At 69.6% G+C, this 19,578-nt stretch carries 22 protein-coding genes and 2 pseudogenes; 9 read left to right on the plus strand and 15 right to left on the minus strand.

Annotation, left to right across the window (positions count from 1 at the left end; translation table 11 throughout):
• Positions 1-78: 78 nt before the first annotated feature.
• On the minus strand, positions 79-1,065 hold the full coding sequence (locus tag ACFYXB_RS32895) for a metallophosphoesterase family protein (protein ID WP_389588548.1): 987 nt from the start codon (positions 1,063-1,065) through the stop codon (positions 79-81).
• 64 nt (positions 1,066-1,129) lie between these two features.
• Here ACFYXB_RS32895 and ACFYXB_RS32900 point away from each other — a divergent pair.
• Positions 1,130-1,555: pseudogene (locus tag ACFYXB_RS32900) on the plus strand (DUF427 domain-containing protein); the annotation flags it as partial.
• A gap of 83 nt (positions 1,556-1,638) precedes the next feature.
• Positions 1,639-1,974: an SRPBCC family protein gene (locus tag ACFYXB_RS32905; RefSeq protein WP_389588550.1), complete on the plus strand. Its 336-nt coding sequence runs from the start codon at positions 1,639-1,641 to the stop codon at positions 1,972-1,974.
• A gap of 140 nt (positions 1,975-2,114) precedes the next feature.
• On the opposite strand, the gene ACFYXB_RS32910 is transcribed toward ACFYXB_RS32905, so the two are convergent.
• The 8 genes from ACFYXB_RS32910 to ACFYXB_RS32945 all read right to left on the minus strand — a co-directional run bounded on the left by ACFYXB_RS32910 (position 2,115) and on the right by ACFYXB_RS32945 (position 7,881).
• Entirely contained in the window at positions 2,115-2,831 is a 717-nt protein-coding gene (locus ACFYXB_RS32910) for a DinB family protein (protein WP_389588552.1), read from the minus strand.
• Between the two features lie 60 nt (positions 2,832-2,891).
• The gene (locus ACFYXB_RS32915) at positions 2,892-3,092 is read right to left on the minus strand and encodes a hypothetical protein (RefSeq protein WP_389588554.1); all 201 of its coding nucleotides are present in this window, start codon (positions 3,090-3,092) and stop codon (positions 2,892-2,894) included.
• Between the two features lie 109 nt (positions 3,093-3,201).
• Positions 3,202-3,897 carry an SDR family oxidoreductase gene (locus ACFYXB_RS32920; RefSeq protein WP_389588556.1) on the minus strand — a complete coding sequence of 232 codons (696 nt, stop codon included), beginning with the start codon at positions 3,895-3,897 and terminating at the stop codon, positions 3,202-3,204.
• Positions 3,898-4,063: 166 nt separating this feature from the next.
• Complete coding sequence (locus ACFYXB_RS32925; RefSeq protein WP_389588684.1) at positions 4,064-4,822, minus strand: SDR family oxidoreductase; 759 nt, start codon at positions 4,820-4,822, stop codon at positions 4,064-4,066.
• Between the two features lie 130 nt (positions 4,823-4,952).
• Positions 4,953-5,642 carry a type 1 glutamine amidotransferase domain-containing protein gene (locus ACFYXB_RS32930; RefSeq protein ID WP_389588558.1) on the minus strand — a complete coding sequence of 230 codons (690 nt, stop codon included), beginning with the start codon at positions 5,640-5,642 and terminating at the stop codon, positions 4,953-4,955.
• Between the two features lie 53 nt (positions 5,643-5,695).
• Positions 5,696-7,171 carry a dihydrolipoyl dehydrogenase family protein gene (locus ACFYXB_RS32935; protein ID WP_389588560.1) on the minus strand — a complete coding sequence of 492 codons (1,476 nt, stop codon included), beginning with the start codon at positions 7,169-7,171 and terminating at the stop codon, positions 5,696-5,698.
• Positions 7,172-7,215: 44 nt separating this feature from the next.
• On the minus strand, positions 7,216-7,401 hold the full coding sequence (locus tag ACFYXB_RS32940) for a hypothetical protein (protein ID WP_389588561.1): 186 nt from the start codon (positions 7,399-7,401) through the stop codon (positions 7,216-7,218).
• Positions 7,402-7,437: 36 nt separating this feature from the next.
• A complete protein-coding gene (locus tag ACFYXB_RS32945; protein WP_389588563.1) occupies positions 7,438-7,881 on the minus strand; it encodes a VOC family protein in 444 nt (147 codons plus the stop codon).
• Positions 7,882-8,588: 707 nt separating this feature from the next.
• On the opposite strand from ACFYXB_RS32945, the gene ACFYXB_RS32950 reads away from it, so the two are divergent.
• The 4 genes from ACFYXB_RS32950 (at position 8,589) to ACFYXB_RS32965 (ending at position 11,774) form a co-directional block, all read left to right on the plus strand.
• Positions 8,589-10,040: a carboxylesterase/lipase family protein gene (locus tag ACFYXB_RS32950; protein WP_389588565.1), complete on the plus strand. Its 1,452-nt coding sequence runs from the start codon at positions 8,589-8,591 to the stop codon at positions 10,038-10,040.
• 14 nt (positions 10,041-10,054) lie between these two features.
• A complete protein-coding gene (locus tag ACFYXB_RS32955) occupies positions 10,055-10,474 on the plus strand; it encodes a hypothetical protein (RefSeq protein WP_389588567.1) in 420 nt (139 codons plus the stop codon).
• Positions 10,475-10,487: 13 nt separating this feature from the next.
• On the plus strand, positions 10,488-10,679 hold the full coding sequence (locus tag ACFYXB_RS32960) for an amidohydrolase family protein (RefSeq protein ID WP_389588686.1): 192 nt from the start codon (positions 10,488-10,490) through the stop codon (positions 10,677-10,679).
• A gap of 246 nt (positions 10,680-10,925) precedes the next feature.
• Positions 10,926-11,774: a PhzF family phenazine biosynthesis protein gene (locus tag ACFYXB_RS32965; protein WP_389588569.1), complete on the plus strand. Its 849-nt coding sequence runs from the start codon at positions 10,926-10,928 to the stop codon at positions 11,772-11,774.
• A 102-nt stretch (positions 11,775-11,876) separates the two neighbouring features.
• Here the strand turns inward: ACFYXB_RS32965 and ACFYXB_RS32970 are convergent, their stop codons facing one another.
• Positions 11,877-12,320, minus strand: coding sequence for an Lrp/AsnC family transcriptional regulator (locus ACFYXB_RS32970; RefSeq protein ID WP_389588571.1), 444 nt, complete (start codon positions 12,318-12,320; stop codon positions 11,877-11,879).
• A 153-nt stretch (positions 12,321-12,473) separates the two neighbouring features.
• Here ACFYXB_RS32970 and ACFYXB_RS32975 point away from each other — a divergent pair, with 153 nt between their 5' ends.
• Both ACFYXB_RS32975 and ACFYXB_RS32980 read left to right on the plus strand, forming a co-directional pair.
• On the plus strand, positions 12,474-13,658 hold the full coding sequence (locus ACFYXB_RS32975) for a trans-sulfuration enzyme family protein (protein ID WP_389588574.1): 1,185 nt from the start codon (positions 12,474-12,476) through the stop codon (positions 13,656-13,658).
• A gap of 445 nt (positions 13,659-14,103) precedes the next feature.
• A complete protein-coding gene (locus ACFYXB_RS32980; protein ID WP_389588576.1) occupies positions 14,104-15,402 on the plus strand; it encodes an amidohydrolase family protein in 1,299 nt (432 codons plus the stop codon).
• Between the two features lie 17 nt (positions 15,403-15,419).
• On the opposite strand, the pseudogene ACFYXB_RS32985 reads toward ACFYXB_RS32980, so the two are convergent.
• From ACFYXB_RS32985 to ACFYXB_RS33000, 4 genes and pseudogenes are all read right to left on the minus strand, one after another.
• Positions 15,420-15,698, minus strand: a pseudogene (locus ACFYXB_RS32985) (hypothetical protein); the annotation flags it as partial.
• Between the two features lie 129 nt (positions 15,699-15,827).
• Entirely contained in the window at positions 15,828-16,175 is a 348-nt protein-coding gene (locus tag ACFYXB_RS32990) for a group II intron maturase-specific domain-containing protein (protein ID WP_389588578.1), read from the minus strand.
• Positions 16,176-16,199: 24 nt separating this feature from the next.
• Positions 16,200-17,102: a ClpX C4-type zinc finger protein gene (locus tag ACFYXB_RS32995; RefSeq protein ID WP_389588580.1), complete on the minus strand. Its 903-nt coding sequence runs from the start codon at positions 17,100-17,102 to the stop codon at positions 16,200-16,202.
• A 46-nt stretch (positions 17,103-17,148) separates the two neighbouring features.
• Entirely contained in the window at positions 17,149-17,556 is a 408-nt protein-coding gene (locus ACFYXB_RS33000; protein WP_389588582.1) for a heavy metal-responsive transcriptional regulator, read from the minus strand.
• Positions 17,557-17,640: 84 nt separating this feature from the next.
• On the opposite strand from ACFYXB_RS33000, the gene merB reads away from it, so the two are divergent.
• On the plus strand, positions 17,641-18,618 hold the full coding sequence (gene merB, locus ACFYXB_RS33005; RefSeq protein ID WP_389588584.1) for an organomercurial lyase: 978 nt from the start codon (positions 17,641-17,643) through the stop codon (positions 18,616-18,618).
• Positions 18,619-18,699: 81 nt separating this feature from the next.
• Here the strand turns inward: merB and ACFYXB_RS33010 are convergent, their stop codons facing one another.
• A complete protein-coding gene (locus ACFYXB_RS33010) occupies positions 18,700-19,473 on the minus strand; it encodes an SDR family oxidoreductase (RefSeq protein WP_389588585.1) in 774 nt (257 codons plus the stop codon).
• Positions 19,474-19,578 lie beyond the last annotated feature (105 nt).

Consider the following 19,578-nt stretch of genomic DNA (forward strand, 5'->3'; position numbering starts at 1 on the left):
GGGGCCCCGGGGGGGGTGTGGGGGGGCGACCTTGGGCCCTGGGGCGCGCCCCCCCGCGGCCCCCCCCGCGCCGGCGCGTCAGACGAGGCTGAGCTGCCCGCCGTCGTGTCCGTGCGATCCGTGGCCGCGACGGACGGGACGCAGGCCGGACAGGTCGTGCCGTACCACCGTGTTGCGGTCGGCGACGCTCGCGCCGAGCGCGAACTGCGGCCAGTACCCCAGGATCTCCATGCGGCTGCGCTCGCTCCACCGGCGGGCCAGTTCGCTGCGGCTCTTGTAGAAGTCGAGCGCGTAGCCGCCCGTGTGCAGGCGCAGCAGGGAGAACCCGCCGGGGTACTCCTTGGCGGCGGCGATCTCCTGGTGGGTGACGTGCGGGGCCACCAGGCTGATCGTGCGCTTGTTGCGGTGCGTGTGCCCCGCGTGGTGCAGGAAGAGGCCCGGCATGCGGGAGTAGTCCTGCAGGATCGTGGCCGCCTGGGTGGCGTCCAGCGAGTTGCTCGGACTGATGGGGAACGCCGAGTCCTGGACGATAAGCGGGTGGTGGCCGAAGACGATCGTCGGCCGGTCCTGGTCACGGTGCAGCTGGTCGCGGAACCACGCCAGTTGGTCGGGCGACAGGGCTCCGGCGTCACCGCCGTTGCCCGGCTTGTCGTAGCTGTCGATCCCTATGACCCGCAGCCCGTTCAGGGTCCGGGTGAAGTAGGTGCGTTCCGCCTGCGCGGGGAAGAACCGGTCCGCGAAGCAGTCGTTGCCCTGCCACTGCCCGGCGCGGCAGTTCGCGTACGGATCGCCCAGGTGCGCCCGGTCGTGGTTGCCGCGGGTGACGAAGTAGTCGTCCCGGTACCCGCCGAACCTGCCCAGCAGCTGGTGGGCCTTGCTGAGGTCGACGGGCACGGCCTCGGCGGAGATGTCGCCCGCGGCGAGCAGGTAGTCGGCGCCGAGCGCGGTCACGTCCCGCACCAGGGACTCCAGCATCACCTCCGGGTACGGCGGCAGGCCCGGCTCCTGCTGGATGCCTATGTACTGGGGCTGGCCGCCGACAAGTCCGGCCTGGGTCTCGCCCATGTGGATGTCGTTGCAGAGCGCGATGGTGAACAGGTGGCGCCCGGGCGGGGGTTCGGGCGTGGTGGAGGACGAGCCGGTCTTCGTGCACCCCAGGAGCCCCTACTCTCGAGTGGACGCACTGCGTTCGTCCAGCGGCGTCCGAGTGGAGCTGGACGGGGTCGTGCTGGCGGAGGCACCTCATTGCGTGAAGCTGTTCGAGACTGGCCTACCGACCCGCTACTACATCGAGCGCATGCACGTCGACTGGACCCGACTGCGGCACTCGGACACCGTGACGCGATGCCCGTACAAGGGGACAACGAGCGGCTACTGGTCGTTCGACAGCGACACCGCCTCCCACGAGGACATCGCCTGGGCGTACGACTTCCCGACCATTCACGCCAACCGCATCGCGGGCCTGGCCGCGTTCTACAACGAGCACGTCGATCTGTACGTCGACGGCGTTCTGCTGCCGAGGCCCACCGACCCCACTCTGGGAGCTTCCAAGTAGGGCGGCTGATCCCCAACGACCGGACCGGTGCGGGACGGCCGAGTCGTTTCTGCGAATGGCAACAGGACCTCATCAGCGGCCATATGGACGGCCCGGCCACCCCGGCGGTGGGAGCCCGGTGCCTGACCACACGGCGCATCGGATTCACCGACCGGCAGATCACCTCCGAGCTCACCCACTTCGACCCACCGAGGACGTGGGGCGTGCGGGGCATCGACGGCCACATCCGGGCCACCGTCGACGTCACCGTCGAACCGCTGACCTCGGCCCGCTCGCGGCTGACCATCGACGTCGACTTCGAGGGCCACGGCATCGGCAAGATCCTGGTTCCGCTGATGGTCCGCCGCGAGGCCCGAAAGGAGATGCCAGCCAACCGGTCAGCACTGAAGCAGCGCCTCGAGGGTCAGGTTTCCCACTGATGTGGCGAGCGGCGGACGAAGCGTTGCTCCTGGCTCTGCAGGACCTTCTTGCCTCCGGCATAGGTCAGGGCAGGTAGGCCGGAGCGAGCAGGGCCTGGGAGCCGGTTGGCTTCACTGCAGTGTCAGCTCAACCGGCAAGCTCACGCCGCAGTGAAGCGGGTCCGCCACAGGTCGCGGAGCAGCGCGATCTCGGCCATGTGGTGGATGAATTCGAGGTTGGCCCCCGACACCACGGTGATGAAGGGGTCGTCGGGGGCGGAGCCGTACGGGTACTGCGAGAAGCCGACCGTGTCGAGCTGCTCCTCGGTGACGGCGGCGACGTTGTCGCGCCAGCGGTCGATCAGCGCCCAGAACCGCTCGAGTGCCAAGGCGGCGGAGGGGGTGAAGTCGACCAGCAGCTTCGGCTCCTGCCGCCGTTCACCGAAGGTCCACTCCCATTCGCCCGCGAAGCAGAAGTGCAGGTGCGCCAGCCGCCACGCGATGGTCGTGACCGGCGTTTCGTCAGGCTCCGGCGCACCAGTGTGGGCGAGGATCTGCTCGACCCGCTCAACACTCACGCTCCAGTCATCGGCGATCTTGGCGACGGTCATGCCGCCGGCGGCCTGCCGGGCAACCTCGGCGTACTCGTTCGCCGGGATGTCCGGGGCCCCCAGATCGAGCACCCACTCACCCGGCCCGAACGCCCTGGGCGTCGCCGCCTCGCCCCGGCGCCGGATCGACCAGCAACCGGGCACCGGCTCCCACAGGTACTCTTCGTCGCCGAGCCCCGTCAGCCGCACCTGGGCCATCTCCCTGGCCTTGTCGAACTGGTCGAGCAGCAAGCCCAAACGGTCGGTCCGCACGCCCTCGATCTCCATGCCCGGTTCCCCTCGCCATCGCGTCGCGTACCTCACTGCGCTCAGGCGGAAGCTAACGGCTCACCCCACGGCGGCGCGACCGATTTCCTCGGCGATCTGTGCACAGGTCGACGAACGCCGGAGCAAACAGGCGCCGCCCGGGAACGCGCCGTCCATCAGGCATTCCTGAACGATGCGCAGCACTCTGACGCCAAGTCCGTTCTTCGAGAACCAGCGATTATTGCTCCGGATCACGTCTGTCAAGCGGCCGTACCGGTCCACCAGCAACTCCGGGTGGCGCGCGACGTGCCGGCCTTGCAGCCGGTCACTGCCGACTCGCGTGATCCGCCCACAGCCTGGGCACGAGGGCGCGTTGGTGAATGCTCCTCCCTCAAAGGGCTTCGGCGTCGAGGGGGCGGCACAGGAATGCCTTGACCTGCCTAGTGCGCTCGTCGGCGAGGACCTCGACCCGGTCGTGGGCCAGCGCCTCCATCGTCTGTTCGGCCACGTCCGCCGGAGTGATCTTGGGCTCGTCCGTCCAGGCGGCGAGGTCCGTCTCCACGAAGCCGGCGTGCACCCCGACCACCAAGGTTCCCTGGTCGTGCAAGCCCTCGCGCAGGGCACTGGTGAGCGACCACTGTGCCGCCTTGGAGGCCGCGTACCCCGGCCAGCCGGACCGGCCGACCCAGGACGCCACCGACAGCATGTTCACGAGGGCACCGCCTCCGTTCCGCGCGAGGACGGGGGCGAAGGCTCGGGAGACGGCCCAGGTGCCGAAGAAGTTGACCTCCATCGCCTCGTGCGCGCCGTCGAAAGAGCCTTCGATGAGCTTGGTTCCCCAACCGCCGACGCCGGCGTTGTTGATCACAATGGTGACGTCGCCTGCTGTGGCGGCGGCCGCGGCGACCTCTTCGTGGTTGACGACGTCCATACGCAGCGGCGTGACGTCCTCGTCGGTCACGCTGTCCGGGTCGCGGACGGCGGCGTACACCTTGGCGGCGCCGTGGTCGAGCAATGCGCGGCCGAACGCCTGGCCGATACCGCGGTTGGCGCCTGTCACCAGGCCCACCGATCCTTTGATGTCCATGGTTCATCCTTCGCCTCAGACGCATGGGCTCGGTCGTCCCGCGGTGGACGCGACGACTCGATCGCCCGCCTACATCCACCTTCGCGCCTCCGGCACGCGGCCGCCTCTGGATCGAAGACCGGCGCCTCCCGGTCGGCCTTCGATGATCTCTTCGGCCACTCCGCTCTCAGCCGACGAATTGCTGGCCGCCGTCGATGTCGTAGGTCGCGCCGGTGAGTGCCGTGTTGGTCATGATGTGAACGGCGAGTGCCGCGACGTCGGCCGGTACGACGATGCGGCCGATCGGCAGCGTGGCGCGCAGTTCCTCGCGGCGGGCGTCGAGTCCGTCGCCGAGAAGCCTGGCCGACAACGGCGTGTCCACGAAGCCGGCAGCGATCAGGTTGACCCGGACCGGCGCGAGTTCGAGCGCGAGACTGGCGGTGAGCGCGGGTAGCGCGCCGGTGACCGCCGGCGCGATCCCGAGGCCGGCACGGATCCGACGGGCGCCCGTGCCGCCCATGAACAGCAGCGTGCCGCCCGGTCGTACCGTACCGACGGCATGACGCGCGACCTCGAGGGCGAGCACCATGTGCTCGCTGATCGCCCGGCGCGCCTGATCGGATTCCATGTCCAGGAGGCGCCCATAGGACGGGTGTCCAGCCGTGACCATCACGTGGTCGATCGGGCCGGGCAGCTCCTGAAAGAACTGCTGCAACTGCGCCGGGTCGCCGGCGTCGAAGGCGGCGGTGCTGAGCGCTTCGGTCTCCGCAGCCGCGGCGCGCAGCCGTTCGGGGTCCCGTCCGGTGAGAATCACCGTGGCGCCCTCGGCACGGGCGTGTCTGGCGGTTGCCAGCCCGATGCCCGCGCTCCCGCCGATCACTACGAGGGTCTGTCCGAGCAGGGCCGGGTCGCGGGGATTGTGCGTCGCCGACGGATCGGAACTCATAACTCCTCCTGGGGTGGAGCCGACCACGAGCGTCCCCTGTTCGCCCGTTCGCAAAGGGAGCGATCTCAAGCAGGCTGCTCAGGACACCGGGCACAGCCCACAGCAGGTGTCCGGTACAACGACACTGCCCCTAAAGGACCTTGAGCAGTCGTTCGGCCAGGACAGCTGCCGACGCAGGGTTCTGACCGGTGAGCAGATTGCGGTCAACCACCGTATAGGGCTTCCACATCTCGCCCTTGGTGAAGTCCACACCCATGTCGATGAGTTCGTCCTCCAGCAACCAGCGGGCCTTCGGGCCGAGCCCGACCGCGTTCTCCTCCTCGTTGGTGAACGCGGTGATCCGGTAGCCGGCGAAGGGCGATGCACCGTGGATCCTGGTCGCCAGCATCGCGGCCGGTGCATGGCAGACAATGGCAAGGGGCTTGCCGGAGGCGAGCGCCGCGGTCAGCAACCGGCCGGCGTCCGCGTCGACACACAGGTCTTCCATGGGACCGTGGCCGCCCGGGAAGTAGACGGCGTCGTAATCCTCCAGGCGGGCGTCCGCCAACTGGATCGGCCGCCGCATCACCTCTGCAGAGCGGATGATCGCCTCCAGATCGAGAGCGACCTCGGCGCTGCCCGCCATCTCGGGGCGCAGGCTCATCATGTCCACGTTCGGAACCACCCCGTCAGGTGTGGCGACCACGACCTGATGGCCGGCCTCGGTGAGCGCCTTGTAGGGGGCCGCGAACTCCTCGGCCCAGTAACCCGTCGCGTGCCTGGTGCCATCCTTGAGCGTCCAGTACGTCGCCCCGGTCATCACGAAAAGCAGCTTCGCCATCGGACAGCCACCTCCTCGTTCGCATCTGATCCAGACGGAGCAGAGAGGACGTTTCACCTCTCGTCGGCCGTACGCCGCTGCGCGCGGAGGGTCTCCAGAAGCCGGAGCCAGATCTCGCTGACTGTCGGATAGCTGGGGACGACGTGCCACAAGGTGGACACAGGAATCCGGCCCACGATCGCTGTGGTCGCCGAGTGCACCAGTTCGGCGATGCCCGCACCGACGAAGGTGGCCCCCACCACCACGTCGTCAGCGCGGTCGACGACGAGTTTGGCAAGCCCTCGGTAGTGCGCGCTCATGACGTAGGTTCCCGCCAGCGCGGCGAGGTCGTACTCGGCCACCTCCACGTCCATGCCGGTTTCTCGTGCCTCCTGCTCGGTCATCCCGGCACTGCCGACCTCCGGATCGGTGAAGACGACTTGGGGCAGCCCGATGTGCCCGGCAGCGGAGGAGGGCAGTTCGGAGGAGCCTCGTGCGCGTGCAGCGATAACCTCGCCGGCGATACGTGCCTGGTACTTGCCCATGTGTGTCAACAGCGCGCGGCCGCATACATCGCCGATGGCGTACAGCCAGGTCCCGCCCACGTTCTGCACACACTGGTGGTCGTCGACCCGGAGGTATCCACCGGGGCGGAGGCCCACGGTGTCGAGACCGATGTCCTCGGTGTTCGGAATGCGCCCGGCGGCTACGACGAGTTCATCGGCGACCACGATCGTGCCGTCGTCGAGTGTCACGCTGATCTCCCCGCCATGGATGTGACCATGCCCGGTGTCACGGGGATCGGACCGCTTCACCAGGGACAGGCTGCGTCCCGGGTGCAGATGCACGCCACTGTCCTGCAGCGTCTGGCCGACAAGCGTGCCTGCGAACGGCTCCTGCCGGGCCAGCAACCGCTCGCCGCGGTACACGACGGACACCTCGCTCGCACCCAGCCCACGCAGCCAGGTGGCCGCCTCACAGGCGACCACACCGCCACCCAGCACGACCACCCGACGCGGCACCTCACGCATCGTGGTCACATCGCGCGATGTCCATGGCAGAGCGGCACGCAATCCAGGAATGTCAGGCACGGCCGGGCAGGAGCCGGTGTCGACGACCACGGCGTGGCCGGCTGTCAGCGTCCTGGCTGAAGCGTCCGGACGACTCACTACGACGGTGCGTTCACCCGCCAGCCGTCCATAACCGCGCACGACGTCGATACCTGTGTCCAGGGCCCAGGATATCTGCGAGGTGTCGTCCAGTTGATTGATCACAGTGTCACGCCGGGCGAGAACTTCGGCAGCTTCCAACTGGGCTGACACTCCCGGCAGTTGTGCGGCCGCGTGCACCACCTCGACCGGCCGCAGCAGTGCCTTGCTGGGCATGCAGGCCCAGTAGGAGCACTCACCTCCGAGGAGGCTGTTCTCCACAAGCACCGAAGACAGGCCGGAGAACTGGCTTGCGTACTGTGCCGCGTTCTCACCGGCAGCGGCACCACCGAGAACGATCACATCCCAAGCCGAACGGTCGGGATCCACTGTTGCAGTCATACGTGTCTCTCCCATCGCCGCCGGGTTCCGGGACGAACAACCCATCAGCTACCGGAACCGTCCGACCCGGCGACCGGTTCCCCGGTCTGCTCTTCCTCGATGAAACGCGCATACCAGAGCGGCCAGTCGTCGTCACGGTGTCCGAGCTCCTCCTCGAACCGCCCGTGCGCCGACTCCGCGCGCATGAGAGCCTGCGCCAACTCGTCCGCGGAAGCGAATCTCACAGACATGGACCTCTCTCCCGTCTGCTTCCGGGTCAAGCAGCGTCATCGGCCCGCAAGCCGTTCTGTGATTTCCTGGAGTACCCAGCCGTTGCCGTCCGGGTCGGTGAACGAGGCGAACGAGGCGTAGCTGCCCCGCTCGGGGTCCGGGCCGGGCACCCGTTCCTTGGTGTCCGCGTGGTGGAACACCCCGCCCGCGTCGTGGAAGACCTCACTCACGTCAACCCCGATTCGGTCCAGTTCCGCCCGTGTTGCCTCGATGTCCGAGACCACGAGATGCAGTCCCTCGGCAGACCCCGGGACGGCCGAACTGACCCCGTCGCCGAAGATCACCGAGCATGCGGAACCCAGCGGTGTCAGTTGCACCACGCGGAAGCCGTCACCGGCGACGAAGTCAGCGTCCAGCCGCCACCCCAGTGACTCGTAGAAACTCTTCGGCCGGTCGACATCGGCGACCGGGACCACCACGACTTCGAGCCTCATATCCACGATGGAGCCCTCCTGACAGCTGTGCAAACCGCCGGTCGCCACACCACTCCGGCGCTTCGGAACGCGGTGGTGGATCACGCCCGTGGAAATCACGCTCGTGGAACATCTGGTGAGGTTCGTGGACGGGAGGCTGCGCGAAGCCGACCGGATCCGAGACGGCCAAGGGCCGACAGCCACCGTGCCCGCTACGGAGCGGCGGAGATGTCGCGGCGGAGAGACTTTTCCACGATACAACTTGGCCGCAGCAGCGCCACTCTTGCCTCACGGCAGGCCCGGCAGGTCGGTGGCCCGCTTGCGACGGCAATCGCCAGCCGGCATGGACGCAGCTGCACTCGGAGAGCTTCTCGAAACCGAGTGTGGGGCTGGGGGTTGCGTACGGGCGTGCTGTTCAGGTGATTATGGCCGCGCGGGGGCATGAAGGCAGGGCGGCGGCCAGGAACGCGCCGATCCGCAAGCCGCAGTGCCAGGTGGCCCAGCAGCGCGGCCATCTCCATGACGGGAACGGGGTGGGCCCACCCTGCGGATCAAGGCTGCGGTATGTCTGCCGTGATGCCATCGGGCACGTGTGCGTCGCTGTGGTGCCGGTGACGTTGTCGCCATGTGTAGTCGGTTCAGAGGCTGCCGGGGCGGACCAGCCCGGTCCTTTTGACCCCGCTCACGATGGGGGTGACCTCGAGGGTGCAACCGAGACGAAAGAGGTGAGCACGGTGACGGGTATCGCAGACCGGATCGCGGAGACGGACCGCGGCAAGGTCAGGGGCATCACGCAGGGCGAGGTGATCTCCTTCCGGGGAATCCCCTATGCCGCGTCGCCGGTCGGTGAGCTGCGTTTCGCGCCGCCCCAGCCGCACCCGGGATGGACCGGGGTGCGGGAGACGGTGCAGGCCGGACCGGCTGTCCCGCAGGCCGCCTCCCGCCTGGAACGGGTGATGGGGCCCCGCGTGCCGGACTGGAACGAGGACGGCAGCCTGACCGTCAACGTCCACACTCCGTCACGGGCGTTCGAGGGCAATGCGTCCCGCCCGGTCCTGGTGTGGTGGCACGGGGGCGGCTTCACCAGCGGCTCCGGCGGATGGGACTGGTACGACGGCGGCCGGCTGGCCGCACTGGGCGACATCGTGGTGGTCACCGCGAACTACCGGGTGGGCCCGCTGGGCTACCTGTACCTGCCGGAGATCGGCGCTGCCAACCTCGGCCCCCAGGACCAGGCCGCCGTGCTGGCCTGGGTGCGGGACAACATCGCCTCCTTTGGCGGCGATCCGGGCAATGTGACGGTCGGTGGGCAGTCGGCCGGAGCGTATTCGGCGCTGTCGCTGGCGCTAGATCCGCAGACGTCGGGACTCGTGACCCGGGTGCTGCTGCAGAGCGGTCCCTTCGGCCTGCTGCCGCAGGACCCGCAGAACGCGGCCGAGAACGCCGAAGCCTACCTGCGGCTGCTCGATGTGCCGGGCGGAGCGGATGCCGTAAAGGTTCTGCGCGCGCTGCCCGCTGAGCAGTTGCTGTCCGCCTACGGCCGGCTCGCGGGGCAACTCGCGCGTCCGGGCGACGCCGCCCCGCCCATGTATCCGGTGCTCGGCGGCCCCGGTGTTCCCCGCGACCTGCAGCGGGCGCTCGCGGACGGCGCCCTGGAGGGCAAGTCGCTGCTGATCGGTACCACCCGGGACGAGGCGACGGCCTTCACTGCCTTCGACCCGCACATCCAGAACCTCACCTCCGCCGGCGCGCTGGACCTCCTGACCGGCCGGCTCGGCGAACAGGCCCACGAGGTCTACCAGCGGTACGCCGCCCGGCTTGAGGAGCCTACTGCGGCGCAGGTCTTCACCGCGGTGCAGACCGATGAGCTGTTCCGCAACGGCTCGCTGCGGATCGCCGACCACCACGCGGCCGGCGGCAACGCGACCTACGTCTACCAGTTCGACTACCAGCCGTCCGAGGACGAGCACGCCCTGGGCGCCACCCACTGTGCCGAACTTCCCTTCCTCTTCAACACCTTCGACGCCTACCCGGACAGCCCGATGCTGGGCAGGCCCACCGACACCGTACGGGCCCTGGGCCACACCTTCGCAACCGCGGTCGCCGAGTTCGTCACGACCGGATCGGTGAACGACTGGCTGCCCTACACGCCCACCACGGCCGCCCGCATCCGGCACTTCGGCTGAGACAGGAGCCGACCGTGAAGCGCCTCTTCCGCCGTGCCGCCATGCCCCACTGGGCCGAGTTCCTCGTCCTGCTGGCCACCATCTACCCCGCGGACCGGCTGTACTCCTTGACCGTCGCCGGCCGGTTCGCGCTCTGGAACGAATGGCTGCGTCCCCTTCGCTTCACGCTGGGAGTGCCGTCGCCCTGGGCATCCCCGTCACCATCCAACAGCCCGCTGCTGCACGACACCGCCGAGGTGGACGAGGGCTTCTGGGGCCCGGAACGCGTCGCCCGCCTCTTCCCCGCCCGCGGCTGGGTCGACCTGGGCGTCCAGGTCAGCGCCGGATCCGACTTCCCCGTCGGCCAGTTCGGCGCCATGCGCTCCGTCTGGGGCATGACCACCCGGCAGACCGTCATCGGGCATCAAGGGCCCCGAACACGCCATCAGTTATGACGAGGCCCTCGCCCTGCACACCGTCAACGCCGCCCGTCTGCGCGACGAGGAACACCTGTGCGGCACCCTCACCCCGGGCCGCTTCGCCGACCTCATCGTCTGGGACCAGTACCCCGCCCACTGCCCCAGCGACGCCCTGCGCGACCTCAACCCCACCCGCACCTTCGTCGGTGGCCTCCTGGTCGCACCCACCGGCGAGTGGTAAGTAGGACGGTGCGGGTGTTGGGACCGAACTCGTGGCTACCGCGGGCGCGAGCGCCTGCGGTAGCCCACTGCAAACGGCTTGTCCTGGACCACTACGGGTCTACGACTCTTCTTCAGGTCCCGGCCAATCAATCCACTTTGTTGTGGCTGGCCCTGTCCTGGCCGTGCGGGCGCCCGTTGGGATGGACCTGCTTCCGCCGACGGGTGGGAAGCGCAGAATCCGCTGCAGCAACTTGAAAGGCCCTTGATGACCATGCCGCGCATCCGCTCGTTCGTGCAGGTCGACGTGTTTTCCACGAGCCCCTATTCCGGCAACCCGGTCGCGGTCGTCCTGGACGGGACGGACCTGACCGATGAGGAGATGCAGCGCCTGGCGCGTTGGACGAATCTGTCCGAGACCACGTTCGTGCTGCCCCCCACCGTCCCGGAGGCGGACTACCGGTTGCGGATCTTCACTCCGCAGGGTGAGCTGCCGTTCGCCGGGCACCCCACCCTCGGTTCCGCGCGCGCCTGGCTGGACGGCGGCGGCATACCGCAGCACGCCGACCGCATCGTGCAGGAGTGCGCCGCCGGCCTGGTCACCGTGCGCCGTGGCGAGGACACTCTGTCCTTTGCCGCCCCGCCTCGTGTGCGTGAGGGCGCGCTCGACGACGATTATCTGCACCGGATCGTGGCCGCATTCGGCATCACGCGTGACCGAGTCGTGGCCCACCAGTGGGTCGACAACGGTCCCGGCTGGGCCGTGGTCCAACTGCCCACAGCCGAGGAGGTCCTCGCCCTCGAACCTGACTTCTCCCTCATCCCGACCGCGATGGTCGGCGCGATCGGGGCCTACCCCCACGGGTACCGACACCACTTCGAGATGCGCACGTTCGCCCCCGGCGCCGGCGTGCCCGAGGATCCCGCGTGCGGCAGCATGAACGCCGCCGTCGGTCAGTGGCTCACCTCCACCGGCGCCGCACCCTCCTCCTACCGGGTCTCCCAGGGCACGAGACTGGGACGGGCCGCAAGCATCGAGATCACCGCCGACACGGACGGCACCGTCTGGGTCAGCGGCGCCGCCACCGTCTGCATCCGCGGCACCATCACTCTCTGACCGCCCCACCGCCCCACCGCCCGCGCTCCCGCCGTAGTTGCCGGAGCGCGGCCAGCTACGCGGCGATCCATGCGCCGGACCACCGGGGTCGGGACGGGACCGTCATGTGGTGTCGGCGGAGAGCGTCTTCATGCTGACGTAGCTGGTCACCGTGGCCACGCCGGGCAGGGTGGCCAACTGGTTGGCGTGGAAGTCCTCATAGGCGGGCAGGTCGGCCACCTCGACCTGGAGCAGATAGTCGAAGTTGCCGGTGATGTGGTGGCAGGCGACCACCTCGGGCAGCCGGGTGACCCCACGCTCGAACGCGACCACGTCCGCGCGGGTGTGCCGCATCAGCCGGACACCCGCGAACACCCGCAGACTGCGGCCGACCGCGGCGGGATCGATCAGCGCCCGGTAACCGCGGATGACCCCGGCTTCCTCCAGCTGACGCACGCGCCGCAGGCAGGGTGACGGCGACAGCCCGACCCGGGCGGCGAGCTCGCTGTTGCTGATGCGACCGTGCTGTTCGAGCACGGCCAGAATCGACCGGTCTACCTGATCCATGACGGCAGATTATTGCTCCCAATGCCTGCCTACCACAATCGTGCGCCTGCTCTGAGCGCAATTTGCTGCCAAAGTTGCTGAGATCCGGTCACATCGGAGTGGCGGTCGGCCACGCTTCATGAAGTCGCACCGACGGTCCACGGAAGGGCAGCCATGCCGGGCAAGAGCACCATCACCGTTCACGCCGATCGCGAAGTCCATCCCAGCCGTGCCGTGGCACCGCCCATCTACCAGACGGCGACGTTCTGGGCCGAGGACGCGGAGACGTTCGCGCAGGTCGCCGTCGACCCGCGGGGCAAGGACTTCTACACCCGCTTCGGCAACCCGAACCACGCACAGGTCGCCGCAGTCGTGGCCGAACTGGAGAACACCGAGGCGGCCATGGTCACCGCGTCCGGGATGGCCGCGCTCACCACGGCCGTGCTGGCCCTGGTGTCCGCCGGTGACCACGTCATCGGGCAGAAGTCCACCTATGGGGGCACGGCGTCGGTGCTGCTGAACCTGCTGCCGCGCCTCGGCGTGTCGACCACCCTGGTGGGCCAGACCGACCCGGAGGCGTTCGCGAAGGCACTGACCCCGCAGACCCGCCTGATCCTGGTGGAATCCCCGAGCAATCCGCTGCTGCAGATCACCGACCTGCGCGCCGTCGCGGACCTGGCCCGCGCGCACAACGTGCTGACCATGGCGGACAACACCTTCGCCACTCCGCTGAACCAGCGACCGGCGGACTTCGGCATCGATCTGGTCTGGCACAGCGCGACCAAGTACCTCAACGGCCATTCGGACGTCTCCGCAGGAGTGCTGGCCGGGCCGGCGAAGATCCTGGACCGAATCTGGGACGTCGGCCTGCTCACCGGTGCCACGCTCGGACCGATCGACGCGTGGCTGCTGCTGCGCGGCATGCGCACCCTGCCGCTGCGGGTGCCGCGGCACAACGCCAACGGCCTGGCGCTCGCGGAGGCGCTGAACGAGCATCCAGCAGTGGCGAAGGTGCACTATCCCGGTCTGGCGACCCACCCGCAGCACAAGCTGGCCGTCGGCCAGATGAGCGGTTTCGGCGGGGTGCTTGGCATCGAGTTCGCGGGTGGTTTCCAGATGGCCGACGCCTTCCTCGGCCGGCTGCGCTACCCGCGCCGGTCGGCCAGCCTCGGCGGCGTGGAATCGCTGGCCGTGCATCCGGCGTCCATGTGGCGCGGGATGCTCAGCGAGGAACAGATCGCGGAATCGGTTCCGCTGGGCCTGGTCCGGCTGGCCGCGGGCACGGAGGACACGGCCGACTTGGTCGCCGACGCGCTCGCCGCGGCCGACGCGGTGCTCGCAGAAGCTGCGACCACCTGAGCGACCGTTTGCGCTGCAGCGGCGACGCCGTTGCACGCCTGCCGAGACTTCGGGCGCCCCGCCCTCATCGTGGCCGAGGCCACGGCTGGGTCAGGACGGCGTGAGCGCCATCGACAGCGTGCACCGCACCGTGTGCGACGGCCACACGTCGGCGCACACGGTGCACCACAACGCTCCGACACAACCGGCCCCCAAAGGTCCAGGAGCTTGCCCAACAGGCCACCGGAGACCGACTCACGGCGCACGTCGACGCGCGCGCCAGCCCGTCACCGGCGTGCAGCTGTACTTCACCGGCGGCCTGGCGGTGGCGCTCTCCCTCGTCGGCCACCTACGGCAGAAGGCCCTGAGCGCCCGCGGCTGATCTGCGCGGCCGTGAGCAGAGCCGCGGCGGCCGTCACAACATGATCTTGAACAATCCGAAAGCGTCTGTGAAGGAGTTCATCCGATGAAGACCCTGCTCACTGGCGGCACCGTGGTCAGCATGGACCCGGCTGTCGGCGATCTCGACCGCGGCGACGTGCTGATCGAGGACGGCGTGATTGTCGAGGTGGCCAAGCGCGTCGACGCGCCGGACGCCGAGGTGATCGACGCGACCGACCGGATCGTCATGCCCGGCTTCGTCGACAACCACCGCCACACCTGGCAGACCGCGTTCCGAGGCGTCGGCGCGGACTGGACGTTCCCCGAGTGGGCGGTGGCCATGCACGGCACGGTCAAACCCCATTACCAGCCCGAGGACGTCTATGTGGGCACCCTGCTGGGCCGCCTGGAGGCCCTGCACTCCGGCGTGACCACGATGCTGGACTGGTGTCACGTCGCGCAGAGCCACGAGCACGAGGACGCCGCCGTCGCCGCGCTGCAGGACGCGCCGGGGCGGTCGATCTTCTGCCTCGGCGCCGGATGGGGCACCCCCGACCCCGTCGACGCCGAGATCCGCCGCGTCCGCTCCGACCTGGCCGGGGACGGCCTGGTCACCATGGCGCTGGGGCTGCGCGGGCCCGAGGACACCAGCATGGACACCGTCGCCCGGGAACTGAAGCTGGCTGCCGAACTCGGCCTGCGCACCAGCCTGCATGTCGACGCCGGCGGGACGCGGCGCCCGGTCGCCGATTTGCGCGAGCACGGTCTGCTGCGGGACACCACCACGTTCGTGCACGCCAACGGGATCAGCGACGAAGAGCTGCGGATGCTCGCCGACGCGGGCAGTTCGGTGTCGATCAGCCCGGACGTCGAGCTGAAGATGGGGTTCGGATCGCCGATGACCGGCCGGGCGTTGGCCGTCGGCCTGCGCCCGACGCTGTCCATCGACGACGTCCCGTCGGTCGGCGGCGACATGTTCTCCACGATGCGTACCGCCTTCGCCGTGCAGCGCGGCCTGGACGGCGGCCTGCGCTCCCGGGACCTGCTGGAGTTCGCCACCGTCGATGCCGCCCAGTCGTGCGGGCTCGACGCCCGAACGGGCAGCATCACGCCCGGCAAGGACGCCGACGTCATCCTTCTGCGCACCGACGACCTGACCGTGTTCCCGGTCACCGACCCGGTCGCCACCATCGTCAGCGCCGGCCATCCCGGCCTCGTGGACACGGTCCTCGTCGCCGGCCGCGTGGTCAAACGCGACGGCGTGCTGGTGGGCGTGGACTTGGCAGCACTGAGGACCCGACTGGTCGAATCACGCAACCGGATCGCGGCGGCCGCCGGCATTCCGCTCGACGGCACATGGCGCCCACGGCCGGAATCGGAGTAGGAGCACTTGGCGATGGTGTTCACGGAGACTCGCCAGCCCTGCCTCACCAGCTGGATCCAGATCTTCGGCGAGCCGTAGGTGCCACCGGAATTGATGGACTCCTGCCGCACCGCCTCCGCCAGCTGTCGGCAGCCTACTTCACGCTGGGTCAGCCGGCGGGTGCGGTGCTTGTAGGACCACGATTCGCTCACGCCCAGGGCGCGACACGAGACGCGGTGCGGGATACGGTGCGCGGTCCTGAAGTCGCTGATCACCCCGGCCACTTGTGCCGGGTCCGCCGCCGCTACTTCACCCACAGGAGTAGGGGCGGCCGGAGGCGCGGTGCCGGCCTTGCGACCAGACCGTTTCCCCGGGCCGCCCTCCGCACCCGTCGTGCCCGTTCCCGAGCAACGGGCGCTCCACAAGCCCCGGTTGGGCGGCGCTCTTCAGCCGGTGCTGGGCCACGGGGCGGGGATCTTCGTCCCTCGGTAGAGGTAGCGGATGGTCTTCACCCTGGCGGGGTCGAACAGCCGCACCTCGTCCGTGACGGGCCACCAGCGGCCCCCGCAGTAGCGGCGGTGCAGGTCCTTCCAGCTGCTCCGGCGGAACTTCCCTCGCAGCCACTTCATGACCCGCTGCCAGACGAAATGGCGCAGGTATCGGAAGGTGGCATGCGAGACACCGAAACGGAAGTAGGCGGTCCAGCCCCGCAGCACCCGGTTGAGGCGGTGCAGCAGGACTTCCAGCGGCAGATTGGTGGCTGCGCGAGGGCCTCGTCCCCCGGCACGCGCCACCTGCTCGACAACTGGCAGAGACCGTCACACTCCCCCGTCGGCGGGTCGGGCGAGCATCTCTGCGCACAGGGCGACGCACTCGGCGCAGATCCACACGTCGGGCCCGGCCACCAGTCGGCGTTCCTCGCTGCGGGGATGGCCACAGAACGAGCAGCGGTCGAGCTGCTTCTTGCCCCCACGTCCACGTCGGGAGCGCCGGCCGAAGGGCGTGCGCGGGACGTTGATGTAGCAGTGCAGCAGGCGCTTGATGTCGGCCACGTCCACGCCGAGGTCGTTGAGGACCCGGCGGGCTCGGGAGCCCGGGTTGGTGGCGATCACCGCGAGCAGTTGGGGGGTGTTGACGATGATCGGGGCACAGTCCGGGGTGCGCTCGTTTGCCAACTGCCGGGCGGCGGCCAGCGCGGCCTCGACCTCGGCCGAGAACACCGGCACTCCCCCGCCGGGCCGGTCCGTGGGGTGCTCGAAGAGGCGGTGGCTCGCTTCGCGGATCTTGTCGCGGGTGACGCCGAGCTGCTCCAGGGTGGCGGCGGCCACCCCGTCGGTGAGCAGTCCGAACAGCAGGTGCTCGGTGCCTGCCTCAGCCAGTCCGTCGGCGCGGGCGGCGGCCAGCGCGGAGGACAGGCTGCTCTCCAGGTCACGGCCGTGGATGACGCTGCCCGTGGCCGCCGCCTCCCGGATGCGCTCGACGCGGTCCGCATACCGCTGGCGGGCCGCCTGCCGTGAGACGCCGAGGCGTTCGCCGATCACGGTCCAGGAGTGTCCGGCGGCGCGGACCTGGCGTACGACCTGGTCGACGGCTTCGTCGGCGTGGCTGGAGAGGTCCTTTGTCACGGCGATGACGGCATCCAGCAGCGCGAGTTCGTCGTCGCTTGCGGCGCGGGCGCGGGCCGCTGCGATGAGCTGCTCCACGGTGGGCTCTGGGCTCATACCGACAACCGTAGATTGTCACCCGCGCGCCGACAATCCCTCGTTGTCAATTCTGTGGTGCGGAGCCGATGATGCTGCAGATGTCGGCGTCCGCGCAGCCGGCCGGGTCGGTCGTGACGGCCCGCTCGGCCAGGGCGCGCAGGGCGGTGCGGGTGGTGCGCAGCTCGGCCAGGCGCCGCTCGATGTCCGCCAGATGCTGCTGAATCAGGCCGGTGACGTGGGTGCAGGGCGCCTGACCCGAGTCGCGCAGGGCCAGGATGGAGCGGATCTCAGCGAGCGTGAGGCCGGCCGACTGGGCGTCGCGAACGAAGGCCAGCCGGGTACTGGTCTGCGGCGGGTAGTCCCGATAGCCGCCCGGTGTGCGCGGCGGGGCAGGGAGCAGTCCGGCCTCTTCGTAGAAGCGGATGGTCTTGGTCGTCAGTCCGCTCGCGGCGGCCAGTTCACCGATGCGCATACCGGCCAGCGTACGTCTTGACCTTCCAGTGCGCTGGAAGGTCTAGCGTCAGTCACAGCGACCCTGACGTGGAAGGACCATGCAGTGCGCATCACCGTGTTGACTGTGCCCGACTGCCCCAACGCACCCGTGATCGAGGACCGCATCATCCGCGCGCTCGACGGCCGCGGCGCGGACATGGAGACGGTCGAGGTCGCCGACCAGGAGCAGGCCGCCAGGCTCGGGATGACCGGTTCGCCCACGGTCCTGATCGACGGCGTGGATCCCTTCGCCGTCGCCGGCGCCCCGGCTTCTGTTTCCTGTCGCCTCTACCGTGGCCCGGACGGGAGAGCCGAGGGGGCGCCGAGCGTGGCCGATCTGCAGCGTGCCCTGGACGCCGCTGCCGCCACCGGGGACTGCGTGTGCCCGCGGGCGGACGACGCGGTCGGCCGCGGAGGTCGGGGTCGTCTCGCACCCGCGGCCGGTGGTCTGCGCGCCGTCCAGCAAGCCGTGCTGCGTCACTTCGCGGCCACCGGACGCGCACCTTCGGCAGATGACCTTCGAGCTACGGCCGCCGCACACGGTCGCGCCGCCGACGCCATCCTGGCCGACCTGGCAGCCCACGACTTCCTCACCCTCGACGACCACGGCCGCATCCAGGCTGCCTACCCCTTCTCCGCCGTACCCACCGCCCACCGGGTCCGGCTCGCGGATGGCACCGAGGTCTGGTCGATGTGCGCGGTGGACGCCCTGGGCATCCCCGGCATGCTCGGCTCCGACGCCGTGATCACCTCCGCCGACCCTGTCACCGGCGAGACCGTCACCGTGACGTGCACCGGCGGACACATGACCTGGCAGCCCTCCACCGCCGTCGTCTTCATCGGCCAACGCGCCCGAACCGGCCCTGCCGCCGACATCGCCTGCGGCGCCCTGAACTTCTTCACCAGCGGCCGCAGCGCCCGCGTGTGGGCCGGTCGACACCCCGACTACACAGGGAGGAGCGTCGACCAGGCGCGCGCCGAGATCCTGGGGCGCTCCGTCTTCGGCTCAATCCTGGCAGCTGCGGACGCAGACAAGGCCTGAGGGCTTGGGAGACCAGGCCATGTGGGACACCATCCGGCGCGCCGATGCCGGGGTGCAGCGCACGGGTCGGAGAGACCCGTCTCAGTCGGGCCGGAACCCTGGTGGGCCGAGGAAGAGGCCGCCTGTGGCATCGAGTACGTGGCCGGTGACCCAGCGCGCGTCGTCCGAGGCGAGGAAGTCGACGATGTCGGCGATGTCGGCGGGCTCCCCGATCCGGCCGAGCGCGGTCACCGCGGTGATGTCACCCACCATCTCCGGCTTATCCCGCATCCTGGCGTTCATGTCGGTCGCGGTGACCCCCGGCGCGACCGTGTTGACGGTGATCCCGCGCGGGCCCAGTTGCATGGCCAGCGAACGGCCCATCACGTCGATGGCGCCCTTCGTCATGGCGTAGACGAGTTCGGGCATAGCGATCCGCGTGGCGGCAGAGGAGACGTTGATGACGCGCCCGCCGTCGCGGAGGACGGACAGCGCCCGCTGGACGATGAAGAAGGGCGCCCGGACGTTGACCGCGAAGATGCGGTCGAAGTCTTCGGGTGTGGTCTGCTCGAGCGTCCCGCCCGCGAGAATCGCCGCGTTGTTGACGAGGACGTCCAGCCGCTCCCCGGCAAGCCCCTCCGCCAGACGGGCGAAGAGCGTGTCCACGTCACCGTCAGTGCCGAGTTCGGCCTTCAGCGGGAAGGCCCGGCCACCGGACTCCTCGATCGCGGAGACGGTCTCGAGCGCATCCGCGTCCTGGCGCGCGTAGTGCATGGCGACCCGCGCGCCGTCGGCGGCCAGCCGCTGGGCGATGGCCCTGCCGATGCCGCGCGAGCCGCCCGTCACCAGGGCGGTCTTTCCCCTCAGGTCAGCCATACCGGGCTCCTTCCGCGACATCGCGTGCGTGTCGTGCCTCAGGGCGTACTTCCAGTCTCGGCGCAGCCCGCGCGATGCGCCCGCCCAGGACTGCCGGCGGTTCCG

It is taken from the genome of Streptomyces sp. NPDC002619 (assembly GCF_042889305.1).
Classification (GTDB): Bacteria; Actinomycetota; Actinomycetes; order Streptomycetales; family Streptomycetaceae; genus Streptomyces.